This is a genomic window from Acinetobacter sp. ANC_7635 (genome assembly GCF_056779945.1).
The window spans coordinates 235,139-251,372 of sequence record NZ_JBWYIS010000003.1 but is presented as its reverse complement, the minus strand read 5'-3'; the positions used below and the strand labels follow the sequence as shown (position 1 = coordinate 251,372).

The window sequence follows — 16,234 nt, the reverse complement described above, 5'->3', positions numbered from 1 at the left end:
AGAAGTGAAACCTCTTAGCGCTGATGGTAGTGTGGGGTTACCCATGTGAGAGTAAGTCATCGCCAGCTCATTATTCTAAACACCCCCTTCAATACAAGGGGGTGTTTTTTTATGCAGTAAAAAAAAAATAAACAAATAAAATTAAGGGAAATGCATGGGTACGGAAAAATTAACTTCTAAATCGATGTCTTCACATAGTTAATTACAAGCGCAAAATATATCAATAAATACAAAAATGCCTGTATCGTTAACAGGCATTTTGAAAAGAGAATCAACGGATTATTACTGTTCTATATTGCTTGCCATTAAATTACCTTGTTCAGCTTCTCGCATGAAACGATCATGAGTTTCCTTGCTACGAACCAAGCCAGGCATTCGATATTCTGTATGACCGTAGTCATGAATTTTTGTCCAACGTCCTCCCCAAACTAAACCGACAGACTCAGCAACTTGACCATATAACTGATAGCCACGCATAGCCCAAGGATCACGTTCAGAAATAACGACTTTACCATCTCGCTTGAATGCGACATCAGCTGCTAAACCAAATTGGTGATAGCTACGGTATGCAGTCGCTAAAGTGGTTGCTTTATTCCGAGATAGGCTATTTTGTCGTGCAGGACTACGATAACCCTCTAGTAATACTAATTCATAGCCATGTTGTTCCTTCATAATTTTGAAGACCATAAGTAATCGTTGTTTATAGCGTGGATGCATCTTGTCCCACTTACGATTTACCATTGAAGTATCGAGATGACCATGAGAAAACTCTGAATTTTCTACATTAGGAATAGTTGTAGATGAAACAGAACCGCCAGTTTGAGCTTGATATTGTTGCTCAAGACGTACAGCTTCAACGATTGCTGCATCGACGAGAATTTCTTCAACCTCTGGTGGAGGGGAAAGAATTTCCCCATTTAATAAGTTATAAATTTGAGGATCAGCTTTCTTTAAATAGTTTGCTTCTATTTTTGTAGGATCAACGGGTTTTGTAAAAGCAAAAAGCATAATACTGCTAAGTAACAAAAAACCAGCAATGAGTATCCACCATTGCTGTAAGTGCCAATGCGTTTGAATTTGGTCTGCTGAAGCAGCATGATTCATTTCATGTGCAAATTTACGTGCGTTTAAAAGCTTTTTTTTACCTTGTGGTAATAAGCTTTGTGCAAAATCTATTACTTTTTGTCTTATCTCATAAGACATCAATAAAGTCAGTGCGATGATTAATATCACAAAACTGACAATGATAAAAAAAATCACGGTGCAGGTTCTTTAGCAGTTCGTGTGACTGAAACTTCTACGCTGGCTACAGGAATATCAATATTTTCATCAGTGTCAGCTTTACTTTCAGCAACTTTATTTGCATTGGCTGTCGTAGGCTTAGACTCAGGCTTTTTTATGGTTTTCGGTAATGCTTCAGTTGTGGTCTTTTTTACTGGTTCTGCTTTAGGTGGAACTTGGGGAGTTTCGTTACTTAAAGGTTGCGCTTGATTAAAAGTTGATTCAAAGGGATTTTTACTTGAAGTCACTGGTTGAGTTGCTTGAGCAGAGTTTGTTTGCTGATGTTTGAAAATATTATTAAGCTCATTTAGCTTGGGTTGAGCTTGGTGATATTCATCAGGTTCAGATTGCTCGTTTTGATCAGCTTGAGTGACTCCTGAATCAATATTGGATAATTTATCATTTGAGTGTGTTGAATCTGTATCTGCTGCGTTAATCGGTTGGAAGCTTGGTTGATTTAAATAGGTATAAAAAGCTAAAGATGTGGCAGAGATACCAATTGCTACACCAATGATCCCACTTACTAGAGGCGAAATTTTTTTATTTTTTTTAGTAGGTGTAAGGACTCTAATATTTTTCTTTTCTTGGCTCATGTTGAATATCTTTTATGGTAAATGAATCGTTATGTGGGCCTGTTCAGCAGGTGCACTAATGACATTATTATATTGAGTCATGGCTTTGGTCTCTTGTTGACTGAGCATATAGCGAAGTCCAGAAAATGCCAATAATGCAAAGAGGAGTAAAAATAAGAGAATCCAAGCGAATGGAAGTTCTCTATGAATAATGTTTTTAATTTGATCAGGCAATGCAGCGAAAGGTGAAAAGAGGGCTTTTTTACCTTTTAAATAATCTATTTCATCGCCTACGCGTGCAACCAAATGATTTAAGCTTTCAATTGATTCAATACGGTATTTACCTTGAAAACCTAACAGTAAACAGTAGTGAAAAACTTCTAAAGCCGCTAAGCGATCTTTTCCACGAGTTCTAATTTTTTCTAATAAGTCAAAAAATTGATAACCTGCGAGTTGAGATCCAAATAAAGTTAACTGAAGAGGACTAATTAACCACGAATTTTGTAAATGGAAATAACTAGGGTCCTGTTGTGTGACAATCGTTTCATCAAGTAATGCACAAAATGCATATTTTGCATCATGGATATCCTCGGCTGAGAACTGCAACTTCTTCGCTTGTAATTCGAAACGTTGTAGTTGATCCATGATTTTTTGGCGAAATTCATCGACATTGTCAGGAACGTATTGGTTACGAATTAAAAAAACGATATAGAAACCGTCATGCATTAAATCAACCAAATTAGAAGACTGTGTCAATTTATTCTGTTGCTGTGGTGTAGAGCCTGCTCCAATCTGACCGTCATCGAACAGTGAAGGTGCTCCATTAGGCATATTCATATTTTTCTCTTCTCAATCTCTAGCCATTCATCACTGCGATGAGTTCAATACTGATATCTTGGAATCCAGCAGGTACATAAATACAGATGGTTTCAGACTCCAACATGCGTTGATAGAGTTCATGATGAGGTTCAATTTCAAAATAACTCACACCAGAGCGGACTGGAATCGCAGTAGGTACTTGCATCAAATGGTGAATCGGAATAGCAGGCAATGCAGAGACGACACGTTGCTCAACATCGACTGTTGTGCCCACTTTAAAACGTAGTGGGACAATTTGTACAAGTTCGTGTGTCTGCATCATTGAACTAGACACTGCAATATACAGACGAGATTCGCGAGTGATCTTATCTGACTCTAAGCTACCAACCCAATACGAAGGACGTATTTCTTTAAGACTGATATTGAAGTATCGACTTGAAATGATTGTGTCGAGTAACTCTCTTAAAATGACATCTAACTGCGCAAAGCTATCTTGTAAATTATGATGTTGATATTGAGGTAAATGTTCAACTTCATAGGCTGTTGAGAATGTCAGTAATGAGCCAGTCAATCTGAGTAATTCAAAAAATAAGCGTTCAGGGTGAATTTGGGGATGAGTCAATAAATGGCTGAGAGTTGCATGAGCAGTATTCAATGCATTCACTAGCCAAAATGAAACAATGTCACCTGATCTAAATTCAATTAATTTTTGTTCGTTTTCGCGATTGTTGGTTTGAATAGTTTTGATTTTTGCTTTAATGACATTCAAGGTACGTTTTAAATTAGCAACCAATGACTCACATGAAGCAATATGCAAAATTGGTGGAATAAATTTTGTATCAAGTTCAAAGCTTCCTGAACTATGACGCTTAATTTTTCCTATTGGCAAATATAAAAAACCATCCAGTTCATGAGGAGTATCATTCTGAGATTCCAGTAATTTCAGCTCAGCACGACGACGAATGTAAGTAATTTCAGCAGGTGTGGCATCTGTGAACAAATCATGAGTTTCATTCAGATACGAATGATATCGACTTGGTTGTGTCGAAGCCTCATGGGCGATATTACGCTTGTTTGGTTGAACGATAGGGAGCGCAAGAAAAATGGTCATTTCACCACGGAAATTGAGCTCATCGAGCAGTACGGGCTGAGGTAAAAGATCTCGCGAAGGAGCAGCGTAAATTTCACCATCTTGCCAAATCATTTCAATGTGCTCAATTGCTAGCACATGGGTCGTTAATTGAGATTCATCAAATTTGAGCTGTTGTACCCCATATGCGAATGGAATGGTGGCGCGAATAGTTTGATTTAAACGCTGTTCATGATAACTGTCTTGAATTTGAAAGTGCTGTGGTCTTAAAAACAGACCTTCACCCCACAGTACTTTTTCTGCTTTAAACATTGAGATTACCATTCATTAGATTCATTGCTATTTTTTACACCCAAGAGTTCATGGACTGATTCCAATGGGTTGTTATCGTTTTTAATAACTTGTGCGAGCCATTCATGAAGCGGCATTTGGCTCCATTTAATGGTTTTTTGAAGCATATAACTCACAGGACTATGTGGTTCATTTGCTTGAAAATAATCCGCAATATCTTTAAGCACCCGCATTGCTTGTTCACGATTTTGTAGATGACTTTGTGGTTGAGGTTGAAATGACTGTTGAGTTACTGCTGCTTGTATATTTGCTGTTGGAGCAGAATTTATATTTGAATTGTTTTCTTGGAATTGTAGGTCTTGATTCATGTCAGGAGTATCCTCAGACATTAAAAATGCATCTGCTTTATAAATTTTTTTCAGTGTTTTATGTATGTCTTCCAACTGAGAATCAGTATTTGCGAAACTTGGAGCATCTAATTGCATCAGTTGATCAAGTACTTGCTTGAGGGTATCCCAGTGCGTCAAAATTTCTAAAAAGAACTGATAATTGTTGTATTGGAAACTTTTTGAGGTATTAAATAAGCTTTGTTCGAATTGCTCGAGTTCTGGATGATTCTGAGAAGATCCATAATCATCAGCATTTTTTAATCTTACATTTTGTTGATGCAGTAATTTTTCATAATCATAGATTGAATAGAAAGGAGCTGAATTGATGAGTGGAACACGTTTAATCAAAGCAGGTAACTGAGAAGTCAAACCTTGCAATAAACCTAGACGTTGATCTAAATCATCATCTTCAATTTCAGGATGTATATCTTTCCAATAATTGGATAACATGCGATGTGAAAGCTCAAGGCTACGAGCGACTCCTTCGTAACCGTAGATTTGACTCCAAGCCTCGCTTAACCAAGTCAATAAACGAATATCTTTACTTTTTTGAGTCAGAACATCGATACATTTTGCCGAAACAAATGACCAATCTGCTTGTTTAGGTTCAGCTACCCAATCCCCCATATCTAAGAGCGGATCATCTTGAGTTTTCGCTTTCTTGATCTCATGAAATTCATTCGAAAAAGATAGATCTTCGCCACAGATCGCTTGATCTGAGATTGGTTGAAGTAGCTGTTTTATATCAATGTTCATATTAATTTATATACTCAAATAATTATGCTTCAACAATTTTCTTTTTGGTGGCTTTACGCTTTTTCGGTGCTGTTGTTGGATCTAATCGATACTCAATCACGTTATCTTTGCTATCAATTTGAATTAACTTAGGGACTTTGTTATCCGCCAAGGCGATCAATATTTGTGTTGCAAGTTCAGGTAAAACTGAAGAGTTTAGAATATTGTCGACATTACGTGCGCCACTATCGACTTCTGTACAGCGACTTAAGAGTAGTTCCACCAAATCATCCGTATACTCAACACGTGTTTGATATTGTTTGAAAATACGATCAGTAATTTTGCCTAACTTATGATGAATAATACGCACAAGTAGATCATCATGGAGTGGGAAGTAAGGCACGATACGCATACGCCCTAAGAAGGCAGGTTTAAACTGTTTATATAAACTTGGTTTTAAATGTTCAATTAAGTCTTCTGCCGTAGGCCATTCTTCTACAGGTTTAGTCAAACAGGCCTGCATAATTGCGCTTGAGCCAGTGTTAGAGGTCAATAAAATTGTGGTGTTTTTAAAATCGATAACACGTCCTTCACCATCTTCAAGTGTGCCTTTGTCAAAGACTTGGTAAAACAACTCTTGAACATCTGAATGTGCTTTTTCAATTTCATCTAACAAAACAACGCTATACGGATTGCGTCTAACAGCTTCAGTGAGGACACCACCTTGACCATATCCTACATAGCCTGGAGGCGCACCTTTCAATGAGGAAACAGTATGAGCCTCTTGATACTCAGACATGTTAATCGTGATGAGATGAGATTCCCCACCATACAGCTCATTGGCTAAAGCTAAAGCCGTTTCTGTTTTCCCTACACCACTTGGTCCAACCAACATAAATACCCCTTGAGGCTTGTTTGGATCTTCAAGTTTTGCTTTAGAAGTTTTGATTCCTTGAACAAGTTGATGCAGGGCATAGTCTTGCCCCATGACGCGTTGTTCCAGTTTTTCTTCTAAACTTAGAATTTGCTTAATTTCGTCATTGACCATTTTTCCTACAGGAATACCAGTCCAGTCTGAAATAATCTCATTAATGATTTGTGCATTAACACGTTCAAATACCAGAGGTTGTTCACCTTGTAATATTTTTAAATCGGATCTAAGTTGCTGAATCTGATTTTTAAAATCATTAATGTGTTCTTCATCTTTTAATTCAGAATTTTTTTGCTCAAGTGTTTTGATTTTTTGAACAATTTCTAGTTCTTGTTTCCACTTTTCAGTTGTGGCATTTAACTCATTTTCTATTTCAGTGATCGTATTTTTAAGATTGGAGAGGCGTTCGTCATGCTGTGGGAACTGATTATTCTCTTGTTCCAAAATATCTAATTCAAGCAATAAATTATGATGTTGAGCATGTAGCTGATCTAACTTTACCGGCTGAGCATTCTGAGTTAATGCCACACGAGCGGCAGCAGTATCTAAAACACTCACTGCTTTATCTGGGAGTTGTCGACCAGCAATATATCGATGTGAAGAATGAACAGCAGTCACAATGGCTTCGTCATCGATTTGAAGATTAAAGTGTTTAGCCATGACAGGAATCATGGCGCGAAGCATATCAATCGCAACCTCTTCAGTCGGTTCTTCAACTTTGACGACTTGGAAACGACGACTGAGCGCCGCATCTTTTTCAAAATATTGCTTATATTCAGCCCATGTAGTTGCAGCAATTGTTCTTAACTCGCCACGTGCTAAGGCTGGTTTAAGGAGATTCGCCGCATCATTTTGACCAGCTTGACCGCCTGCACCAATCAGTGTGTGTGCTTCATCAATGAAGATGATGATAGGATGAGCGGAACTTTGAACCTCTTGGATGACTTGTTTTAAGCGATTTTCAAACTCACCTTTTACACTTGCACCTGCTTGTAATAGACCCATATCAAGAACATGGATATGTACATTTTTTAATGCATCAGGCACTTGGTTGTTGGCAATCTTCAGCGCTAAACCTTCAACGACAGCAGTTTTACCTACACCTGGCTCACCTGTTAAAATAGGATTATTTTGACGACGACGCATCAGAATATCCAACATAAGGCGAATTTCAAACTCACGTCCAATGACAGGATCAATCCCACCGTTCAGCGCTTTTTGAGTCAAGTTAATGGTGTATTGATCTAGTGCAGGTGTTTTTGCATGAGATTCTGAACTTTGAATCGTATCCTGATCCTGAACATCATTTTGATGATCAGCTTGAGGGAGATGCTCTTCAATGCTAGCTTTACAAATTTCTATAAATTTGTGTTTCATCGTATCAATCGGGAACAGATCGAATAAACTCGATGCACGAAGCGCGATTTGATATAAATCTCCTGCAGTCAATAACGCAACTAATAAGTGCCCGCTACGGATGACTGGGGTTTGATCTGCGGAAGCAATAAGCCAAGCTTGTTCTAGCAGACGTACAATCGATTGAGCAAAAATAGGTGTACGCGTATTGCCTTTGGGCAAGTGCGAAATCGTTTCTTGTAAATCATCGATCAGTGCATTTTTAGAAATTTTATAGTGATCGAGCAAAATAGAGAGATCATTTTTTACGTTTTGATTTAATAATTCGAAGAGTAGATGTTCAATTTCAATTTCGTAATTTTGTTGATTAATACAATAATTTGCAGACTTTTCTAGTGCTGTTCTTGTCGTAGGAGATAGTTTTGTAATCAAAATTTTCAAGTTATTCATCAGAATTCTCTGTGTTCAAATTATTTATAGTTACTTAAAATAAACCTACATAACGTCTATTTTTAAGATTTTTAACGACTAAATATTTAATAAACAATAATTTTTAGTATGAAAAAATTCACCCATATTTTTTATTCTACCTAAATAAAGGTGATAAAAAAACTATCCTATAGTGTGAATCGTTTACAGAACTATATAATTTTGTAACTTAAAAAACTTAATTGTTTCTTTATTATAATGGTCATAATGTTGACTAAGTTTGCATTTATAAGTTTAAATTTTAATTAAATCTAATATATATAGAAGACATTGCTCTAAACATTGAGTGTGTTAAAAAATGATTCAGTGAATCATATAGTTAATGTAAATTTTATAATAAATGAGGGTGTATTTTGAATACTAAAATTCTGCTTACAACTCTGCTAATTGGGTTGGGGATGGCGTCTACAACTTACGCAGATGAAGTAAAACTCAAAAGAGGTTGTGTTAAAGATCATCCATTAGTAGCGGGTGAAACAGACCAGACATTGCTACAAATTTATGCTCAAGCATGTGATAAAAAAAATAAAGACAATAAAAATGGTTTTCTAGCACAAGCAGCTCAGCGTTTTCAACAAATCGGACAAAATCAGAAAGCACTTCAATTGGTGAACAGTCTTAATGTACAAAATGTTCAGCACTCATCGTTAACAGATACTAAGTTTTTAGCTGGAATCGGAATCGCGAATGAGGCATTAGAGCAAATGCGTGGACCAGAAGTACGTTATTTGACTGAAGAGACTTACGAACCAGCATTGGCACTTTCTGAAGCAGTTAAAAAAGCTAAACCTTTGACTGTAATCGAAACCAAAGTTGAAGAAGCACCTAAGCGTGTTCAAGAGACTCGAACTACTCGACAGCCTGCACGTACGACGCGCCGTGCATCGACTCCAGCAAAAACAACACCCGCTAAAACAACGACACCTGCGAAAGTTGAAAAACCAGCAGCACCAAAACGTGAGAATCCATTTGGCTCGTTGAACTGATCAAATTACAAATTTAGGAAAAAATAATATGGCTAAGCGTGAAAGTGTTCAAAAAAAATTACAACGCATTCGACCACCTCGAGTACAACTGACATATGACGTAGAAGTAGGTGATGGTAAAGAAATAAAAGAACTTCCTTTTGTTGTTGGTGTATTAGGGGACTTCTCAGCAGCATCTGAACTTGAAAGAACCAAACTGAAAGATAAGAAATTTATTAATGTGGATTTGGATAACATTGATGAAGTAATGAGTTCGCTAGCACCAAGAGCAGCCTTTCAAGTTGAAAACACAATTTCGGAAGAGGGTGGAAATATGTCGGTAGATCTTACTTTTAACTCAATGGAAGATTTCCGACCTGAAAATGTTGTTCAACAAGTTGACCCTTTACGCAAATTGGTTGAAGCGCGTGAACGCCTTTCAGATTTGCGTAATAAAATTTCAAATAGTGAACGTCTAGAAGATCTGCTTGATGAAATTCTTCAAAATACAGATCAAGTACGCAAATTAAGTGCTGAAGCAGGAGGCGACGACCGTGAGTAATTTACAAACCGCACCTGCGACAAGCAATGCTGTTGAAGAAACGAGTCTTCTAGATTCGATTGTTGAACAAAGTCGAATTGCGCGTAACGATGATGAACATGTTCGTGCGAAAAATTTAATTGGGGAATTAGCCAAAGAAGTTATGGCTGGAACAATTACTGTTTCAGAAAACATGACGGTCTCAATAGATAAGCGTATTGCTGAAATTGATGCTTTAATTTCTGCTCAATTAAGCAAAATTATGCATCATGAACAGTTTCAAAAGATTGAGTCGACTTGGCGTGGACTTTACTATTTCTGTCAAGAAACACCTTCAAATCCTTTAATTAAAATCCGCATTTTAAATACCACTAAAAAAGAATTGATTAAGGACTTCCAAGGCGCAACTGACTTTGATCAAAGCACATTGTTCAAAAAAGTGTATGAAGAAGAATATGGTTCTTTTGGTGGTGCACCTTACGCAACTTTGATTGGTGATTTTGAATTCGATCGCACACCGTCAGATATGTATCTTTTAGAACAAATCTCTCATGTTGCCGCTGCCTCTCATGCACCCTTTATTTCAGCAGCAAGCCCTTCAATTCTAGGTCTTGAATCTTTCACTGAAATTGATCGTCCTCGTGATGTATCTAAAATTTTTGAAACTGCAGAATATGTACAGTGGCGCTCATTCCGTGAAAGTGATGATTCTCGCTATGTGGCTTTAACTATGCCACGCGTTCTGGGTCGCCTGCCTTATGACCCTAAAGAGGGTTGGGCAACAGAAGGCTTTAACTTCGTTGAAGAAGTCTCAGGTGAAGATCACGATCAATATCTCTGGATGAATGCAGCATACGGTTTCGGTACACGTTTAACGAATGCATTTGATATGCATGGTTGGTGTGCAGCAATTCGTGGAGTTGAAGGTGGTGGTTTAGTAGAAGGCTTGCCAGTACATACCTTCAAAACCAATGATGGTGAAGTCGTATTTAAGTGTCCGACAGAAGTTGCGATTACGGACCGCCGTGAGAAAGAGTTGAGCGATCTCGGTTTTATTCCATTAGTACACTGCAAAAACACAGACTACGCAGCGTTCTTTGGGGCTCAATCGACCCAAAAGCCTAAGAAATATGATAGCGATACAGCGAATGCAAATTCAGCACTCTCAAGCCAGATTCAATACATCATGGCTGTGTCGCGTATTGCGCATTATTTGAAAGCAATGATGCGAGATAAAGTCGGAAGTTTTGCTTCAGCTGGAAATGTAGAAAGCTTCTTGAATGATTGGTTATCTCAATATGTATTACTAGATGATGGTGCATCACAAGAGGCCAAAGCTAAGCGCCCGCTTCGTGAAGCATCTGTAAAAGTTGTGGAAGACCCGGCGAACCCTGGTCACTACAAATCGGTCGTGTTTTTAAGACCGCACTTCCAGTTGGACGAGTTGTCGGTATCTTTGAGACTTGTCACTGAGTTACCTCAGTCCTCTAATTAAATAGAGCAACTTTATAATAACGTTAAATAAAACAGGAAATCTTCATGAAAGATATATATGTTCAATTTCGAGGAAAATACAAAGTAGACGGCGAATCTCGTGACACTGAGCACAAAGATTGGTTGGAAGTTAATTCTTGGTCTCATAACATCCGTCAGCCTAAATCTGCGACATCTTCAAGTGTTGGTGGTCATACTTCTGAGCGTGTTGAACATTCAGACATGTTATTCGTTAAAGATTTAGATGCGACTAGCCCGAAACTTTGGGAAGCATGTTCTGCTGGTTACACTTTTGATGAAGTACAAATCGATTACTACCGTGCGAATGGTGATAAGCGTATTAAGTACCTTCAAATCAAATTGAAACATGTTCTAGTTTCAAGCGTAACACCATCTGTAAATGCTGAAGGTGTTCCGACTGAAGCATTTGGTTTGAAATATGCTGCTGTTGAGTGGACATACAACCAACAAGATATCGATGGTACTCAAAAAGGTGCGATCACGAAGCAATGGTCACTTTCTAACAACACTGCAAGCTACAAAGCTTAAAGTCTTGAAAGTGAGAGGAGTAGGGGCTGACTTAAGTTGGCCTTTATTCATCTTTTAGAGTAGGCAAGATGAAAACAAATTTAGATCATCTTTATCCATTTGGCTTCCGTGCAACTTTATTTGACCGCTTGATTCCAGAATATGAGGATCAGATCAAAGGCTTATCTATGCAAGAGCTACGTGAATCTGTTGCACATGACTTGGAAGATCTACTCAATAGTCGAGTAGCCAAGTTTGATCAAATTGATGACTTCCCTACGGTTAAAGGCTCGATTGCACAGTTTGGCATTATTGATTTTGTTGGATTATCAACAGCCAATCCAATGGATCGAGACAAAATTTGCCAATCTATTCAGCAGTCCATTGCGGCACATGAACCTCGCCTACGACAAATTCAAGTTGAAATGTTGTTAGACAGCGACAATATGGGCGCACTTTGCCTCAGTATTCAAGCATATTTAAATATCCATCCATTGTATGAGCCTGTAGTTTTTGATGCTTTATTGAAACCAACGACACAACAATATGTAATTTCGGCTAGATCTTAAGATTGGGGCTTTTGTGATAGAAGAACTTTTACCGTACTACGAAAAACAATTACAAGAATTTGGACAACAATCTCGTGAATTTGCTCAGAAGTATCCTAAAATTGCCCAACGGCTCTCGCTCAACCAAGAACAGATTGATGATCCACACATTGAGCGCTTAATTCAGGCGTTTTCGTTGATTGCTGCTCGAATTGATAAAAAATTAGCAGACAGTTATGACGTTTTTACACGTGCTTTATTTGAGGTGATGTTCCCTCAATATTTAAGACATTTTCCAAGTTGTACTGTCGTCAGTTTCGAAGATCAAAATAAAATAAAACAATTAACTGAAGCTCACGTCATTCCGCAGGCAACAACGCTAAAATCACGAAGCTTTAAGGGGGTTCAATGTGAATTTAATACCTGTCAAGCTGTACGATTACTTCCCATTCAACTGAATCAAGTTCAATTTAAAACGAACCCAAGTGCTCAAATTCATCTCAATCAAAATGCCACTTTGCAATTAAGTTTTGAAACTTTCAATGAAGCAGGCTTGTGGATTCATCAAGAAAAACTCCCTATTTATTTAGATGCTATTTCAAATTTTCCGCTGCAAGTTTTGGATAGTATTTTCAAAAAAGATACGACTTTTACGGTACGCATTAGAACACAGCTTTATCAAATTTCTAATCCATTTTCCTTAATGGGCTTTGAGGAAGATGAGAGTTTATTGCCTATTGATCAACATACACATCATGCCTATCGCTTGTTGATGGAATATTTTTGTTTTGCAGATAAATTCAGCTTTCTTAATCTTGATTTGTCTTTTTTAAGAAATTTATTAGATCAACAAACGAGTTTTGATCTCCAAATTCATTTTAAGTTAAACCTAAACGATCAGGCGATTATTCGTAATTATTCAGAGCTGAATGTTGCAAATTTCAAATTATTTAGCACGCCGGCTGTTAATCTTTTTGAAAAAAATGCTGAACCACAAAAAATACATCATCGACAACTTGAATATCCATTGATCACGGATGCGCATCATCCTGAGTTTTATCAGGTCTATTCGATTCAGAAAATGCACATGGTTCGTGAAAAGATTAATCAGGAACAGGTTTATCATCCAGTGTTGCCGTTCTTTGGAATGAGTCATTACCATGATGAAAATGTCCAATTTTTCTATGCATTGAACTCATCACAGCTCAACAATAAGTTTGTTGAAACGGGTTATTCCATTATTTCTAAGCATTTACAGCCGTATGATACAAAGTCTGATTTTATTAGCACCGTATTGCTATGTTCGAATCGGAATTTACCGCATGAAGCATTAAGCCAGTCAAATAATATTTTAAATCTAAATGATAGTAGTTTGGCACGTCGTGCTTTGGTATTGAAGCGTCCGAGTTTACCCTATCAATTTGAGCAAAATCAGAAAGAGCAATGGCGCATTATTTCTCATCTTTCATTAAATACTTTAGCACTGATGAAAGGGGATGCGGTAGCGCATTTAAAAGAACTATTAGAGTTATATAACTTACCGTCGAATAAAGAAAATCATCTGTTAATTAATTCGATTAAACAAATTGAATTTAGCCTGACGCATAAGTTGGTTGAAGCCAAACCTTTCCCGCTTTTCGTTCGAGGACTCAAAGTTGTTATCCGAATCGATGAACAAGTATTCAGAGGTCATAGTCTTTATATTTTCAGTCAATTGCTGAGCCATGTGTTTAACTTAAAAGTGCAGTTAAACAGTTTTGTCGATGTCATAATCGAAGATGCTCAATCACAACAGGAGTTATACCAATGCGTGCAGAACGTTGGTGGCAAGAAGCTTCTGTAATAGACCATTTATTTCAACAGCCGACTGCTTATGAATTTATTCAGTCGATTCGATTGTTAAGACATGTGCCCTATGCTCGGCCACATACACCATGGGATCGTGATTTTAAATTTCATCCTTCCTTAGAGCTTAACTTCCCTAAAAAAGAAATTGAATCGCTAGCTTTAGAAGATGAAAAAGTTCAGCTTACAAATTTAATGGTAGGTTTGACTGGCATGCAGGGGGCATTACCCTATAGCTATACCAATAAAGTTAAATCAGCACCACGCAAATTTCGAGTTGAAACAACGCAATTCTTGAGTTTATTTAATCATAAGCTCACTTCACAATTCGTTGATGCGACGGTTAAGTACAATTTACCAGTACGGTATGAGGTCGAGTCTGAAAATCATTATCTGAATATTATCCATGCTTTAAATGGTTATATTAGTCAGCAACATCAACAACAAGAACTTGATGATTATTTTGCTGAATTTGCAGGATTAATGCAGGGGCAAAATAATACAGCACATGCTTTAAAAACCATGATTGCACAGGTATTTAATCAGCATGTGGCAATACAAGAATTTATCCCTGAAAAATTTAAATTAGAGCTTCAGCAGAGAACATCCTTAGGAGGGGCGACGCCAAGCTTGTTAGGATTGAATACATTTTGTGGAGAGACTATTACCCAAATTGATGGCAAAATTGAAATTCAAATTGGACCGTTGGATCGTAAAACTTACCTAGATTTTCTACCACAACAAAAACTAAGTTTAAAATTAAAAAAACTACTACAAAGCTGGTGTAGCCCAACCTTATTGGTTGATGTTCGTTTAATTTTATCAAAACAAGAAATACAGCCTATTACTTTAAATTCGGAGCATTCTATGGGGCTTAGTCAGGGTGCCTTTTTAGCTCATAATCAACCGCTAGACAATGATGAAACTTGCTACCCATTGCTTGGAGTAGCGTCATGATCAAAATCATTGTTGGAGTATTCCTTACTGTTTATCTGGTGATTTCTGCGATTGTGGTGCTGTATTGGCGTGACATCAATTTTGATCCTTCTGGCAGTGATCTACTTATCTTTTTTGGATTGTTACCTGTTGCAATCACTGCTTTTTTGGTGATGCCATATATGATTTATCATTGGATAAAAGAGCAAAAAAATAAACAGAATGATCCTCAACTTAGCGATGAGACCACAATTGAGGAGCTACAGCCTGAGCCTGTGGAGTGGATCAATTTAAATGTCTATCGCGCTTATGCACTCAATGCTTTGGGTGAAAATCATCTGATTATTGATGCGATTCGGGAATTCAAGAGTCCTGAACTTGATGACAAATTATTGAATGGGTATGGCTTGCCTATTCTGAGTTATCGAATTTCTGATTTAGACGTCGAACAAAATGAAGAGGATGAATATAGCTTCAAACGGCAATACCGCATTCATCAATTGATTCTGACTCAACTCGAACAACAAACAGAAATACTCTGGGAAATTAGTGAGCATTTAAAAAAATCAGCGCTTTTCTACGATACTCAAATTAGCCAATCTTATCGTATGCATCCAGCATGGATTGATCCTCAGGCTGAGTATCATGATAGGGAAGATACTCTTTCTGTGCAGCAAGTTTATCGACTGAATAAGCTTAAAATCCACCTGGTTCTCGCTGAAGAATTACTGCATGTTTGGGATGAAAAAGATTCTGAGCAACTCATTTCAGACTACCTGAGTCAGCTCAATTATATTCCTGAAGTGTTTCACGTGGAACACCACTATTGGGGTGCTGAAACAAGCTATAGTGAATGGATTCATCTTTTACAAAGTATTGAAAAAGATGAGTCGTCTATAAGTCTTGTGTTTATCGTTGATTCCGAAATTGATCAAGATACATTGGATGAAAAGATTTGGATTTCAGAACAATATATTCCTGCAGAATATATTTCGAGCTGTTGTTTAGCTTCACCTAAAATTCAAATTGAAAATGTTTTACCTACGAAAACATTAGATATTGCGATAAATGAAAAACAACTGAAACAGAGTTTAGATCGCTATAACATTGATCATCAGTTCAAAGTGGAAAATGAGCAGCCCTTTACAGTTCTGTTGGATGACATTACTCAACTCAAAACACTTAAAAAAATTGAGCAAAATTTTGCCAATACGAATATTGAGCAACATCATTATTTAATGCTTCATCCAACACTTGGGAATACACAAAGCTTAGCTAAAATTTTTGGATTTACTCTCGCTTTTCAGTTTGATGATGCGTTAATGACAATGGTGTATACAACTCAAAACCCTGATGTTCAGACATTTATTCAAACTTATCAATCAGAAACAGACATAAATCCTGAGCAGCAAAACGTTTAAAAA

General features: G+C 37.3%; 14 protein-coding genes. 8 read left to right on the top strand and 6 right to left on the bottom strand.

Annotated features, from left to right (window positions below; genetic code table 11):
* Positions 1-282: 282 nt before the first annotated feature.
* From AC1M89_RS06645 to tssH, 6 genes are read right to left on the bottom strand one after another with little or no spacing between them, the layout of a single operon-like run.
* A complete protein-coding gene (locus tag AC1M89_RS06645) occupies positions 283-1,260 on the bottom strand; it encodes a M15 family metallopeptidase (protein WP_481592016.1) in 978 nt (325 codons plus the stop codon).
* Positions 1,257-1,874, bottom strand: coding sequence for a hypothetical protein (locus tag AC1M89_RS06640; RefSeq protein WP_481592015.1), 618 nt, complete (start codon positions 1,872-1,874; stop codon positions 1,257-1,259). Before AC1M89_RS06640 ends, AC1M89_RS06645 begins: the two co-directional genes overlap by 4 nt.
* A 12-nt stretch (positions 1,875-1,886) precedes the next feature.
* A complete protein-coding gene (gene icmH, locus AC1M89_RS06635; protein WP_481592014.1) occupies positions 1,887-2,690 on the bottom strand; it encodes a type IVB secretion system protein IcmH/DotU in 804 nt (267 codons plus the stop codon).
* Between the two features lie 19 nt (positions 2,691-2,709).
* Entirely contained in the window at positions 2,710-4,074 is a 1,365-nt protein-coding gene (gene tssK, locus AC1M89_RS06630; protein ID WP_481594548.1) for a type VI secretion system baseplate subunit TssK, read from the bottom strand.
* A 5-nt stretch (positions 4,075-4,079) separates the two neighbouring features.
* Positions 4,080-5,198, bottom strand: coding sequence for a type VI secretion system protein TssA (tssA, locus tag AC1M89_RS06625; protein WP_481592012.1), 1,119 nt, complete (start codon positions 5,196-5,198; stop codon positions 4,080-4,082).
* Between the two features lie 22 nt (positions 5,199-5,220).
* Positions 5,221-7,917 (bottom strand): type VI secretion system ATPase TssH, encoded by a 2,697-nt coding sequence (gene tssH, locus AC1M89_RS06620; RefSeq protein ID WP_481592019.1) that lies wholly within the window; start codon positions 7,915-7,917, stop codon positions 5,221-5,223.
* 434 nt (positions 7,918-8,351) lie between these two features.
* Here tssH and AC1M89_RS06615 point away from each other — a divergent pair, with 434 nt between their 5' ends.
* The 8 genes from AC1M89_RS06615 (at position 8,352) to AC1M89_RS06580 (ending at position 16,231) form a co-directional block, all read left to right on the top strand.
* Positions 8,352-8,939, top strand: coding sequence for a hypothetical protein (locus AC1M89_RS06615; RefSeq protein ID WP_481592011.1), 588 nt, complete (start codon positions 8,352-8,354; stop codon positions 8,937-8,939).
* Positions 8,940-8,967: 28 nt separating this feature from the next.
* Positions 8,968-9,480, top strand: a complete 513-nt coding sequence (tssB, locus tag AC1M89_RS06610; RefSeq protein WP_092766613.1) for a type VI secretion system contractile sheath small subunit — start codon at positions 8,968-8,970, stop codon at positions 9,478-9,480.
* A complete protein-coding gene (gene tssC, locus AC1M89_RS06605; RefSeq protein WP_092766612.1) occupies positions 9,473-10,954 on the top strand; it encodes a type VI secretion system contractile sheath large subunit in 1,482 nt (493 codons plus the stop codon). Before tssB ends, tssC begins: the two co-directional genes overlap by 8 nt.
* Positions 10,955-10,998: 44 nt before the next feature.
* The gene (locus tag AC1M89_RS06600) at positions 10,999-11,502 is read left to right on the top strand and encodes an Hcp family type VI secretion system effector (protein WP_092766611.1); all 504 of its coding nucleotides are present in this window, start codon (positions 10,999-11,001) and stop codon (positions 11,500-11,502) included.
* Between the two features lie 68 nt (positions 11,503-11,570).
* Entirely contained in the window at positions 11,571-12,050 is a 480-nt protein-coding gene (gene tssE / locus AC1M89_RS06595) for a type VI secretion system baseplate subunit TssE (RefSeq protein WP_092766610.1), read from the top strand.
* A gap of 13 nt (positions 12,051-12,063) precedes the next feature.
* Entirely contained in the window at positions 12,064-13,872 is a 1,809-nt protein-coding gene (gene tssF, locus AC1M89_RS06590) for a type VI secretion system baseplate subunit TssF (protein ID WP_481592010.1), read from the top strand.
* Positions 13,836-14,831, top strand: coding sequence for a type VI secretion system baseplate subunit TssG (gene tssG, locus AC1M89_RS06585; RefSeq protein ID WP_481592009.1), 996 nt, complete (start codon positions 13,836-13,838; stop codon positions 14,829-14,831). Before tssF ends, tssG begins: the two co-directional genes overlap by 37 nt.
* A complete protein-coding gene (locus AC1M89_RS06580; protein WP_481614052.1) occupies positions 14,828-16,231 on the top strand; it encodes a hypothetical protein in 1,404 nt (467 codons plus the stop codon). The genes tssG and AC1M89_RS06580 overlap by 4 nt, the downstream gene beginning before the upstream one ends.
* Positions 16,232-16,234: the final 3 nt, after the last annotated feature.

Bases quoted from the DNA above. Each gene is read 5' to 3' on its own strand.
- AC1M89_RS06640 (WP_481592015.1), bottom strand. From the start codon at position 1,874: ATGAGCCAAGAAAAGAAAAATATTAGAGTCCTTACACCTACTAAAAAA.
- icmH (WP_481592014.1), bottom strand. From the start codon at position 2,690: ATGAATATGCCTAATGGAGCACCTTCACTGTTCGATGACGGTCAGATT.
- tssK (WP_481594548.1), bottom strand. From the start codon at position 4,074: ATGTTTAAAGCAGAAAAAGTACTGTGGGGTGAAGGTCTGTTTTTAAGA.
- tssA (WP_481592012.1), bottom strand. From the start codon at position 5,198: ATGAACATTGATATAAAACAGCTACTTCAACCAATCTCAGATCAAGCG.
- AC1M89_RS06615 (WP_481592011.1), top strand. From the start codon at position 8,352: ATGGCGTCTACAACTTACGCAGATGAAGTAAAACTCAAAAGAGGTTGT.
- tssB (WP_092766613.1), top strand. From the start codon at position 8,968: ATGGCTAAGCGTGAAAGTGTTCAAAAAAAATTACAACGCATTCGACCA.
- AC1M89_RS06600 (WP_092766611.1), top strand. From the start codon at position 10,999: ATGAAAGATATATATGTTCAATTTCGAGGAAAATACAAAGTAGACGGC.
- tssE (WP_092766610.1), top strand. From the start codon at position 11,571: ATGAAAACAAATTTAGATCATCTTTATCCATTTGGCTTCCGTGCAACT.
- tssG (WP_481592009.1), top strand. From the start codon at position 13,836: ATGCGTGCAGAACGTTGGTGGCAAGAAGCTTCTGTAATAGACCATTTA.
- AC1M89_RS06580 (WP_481614052.1), top strand. From the start codon at position 14,828: ATGATCAAAATCATTGTTGGAGTATTCCTTACTGTTTATCTGGTGATT.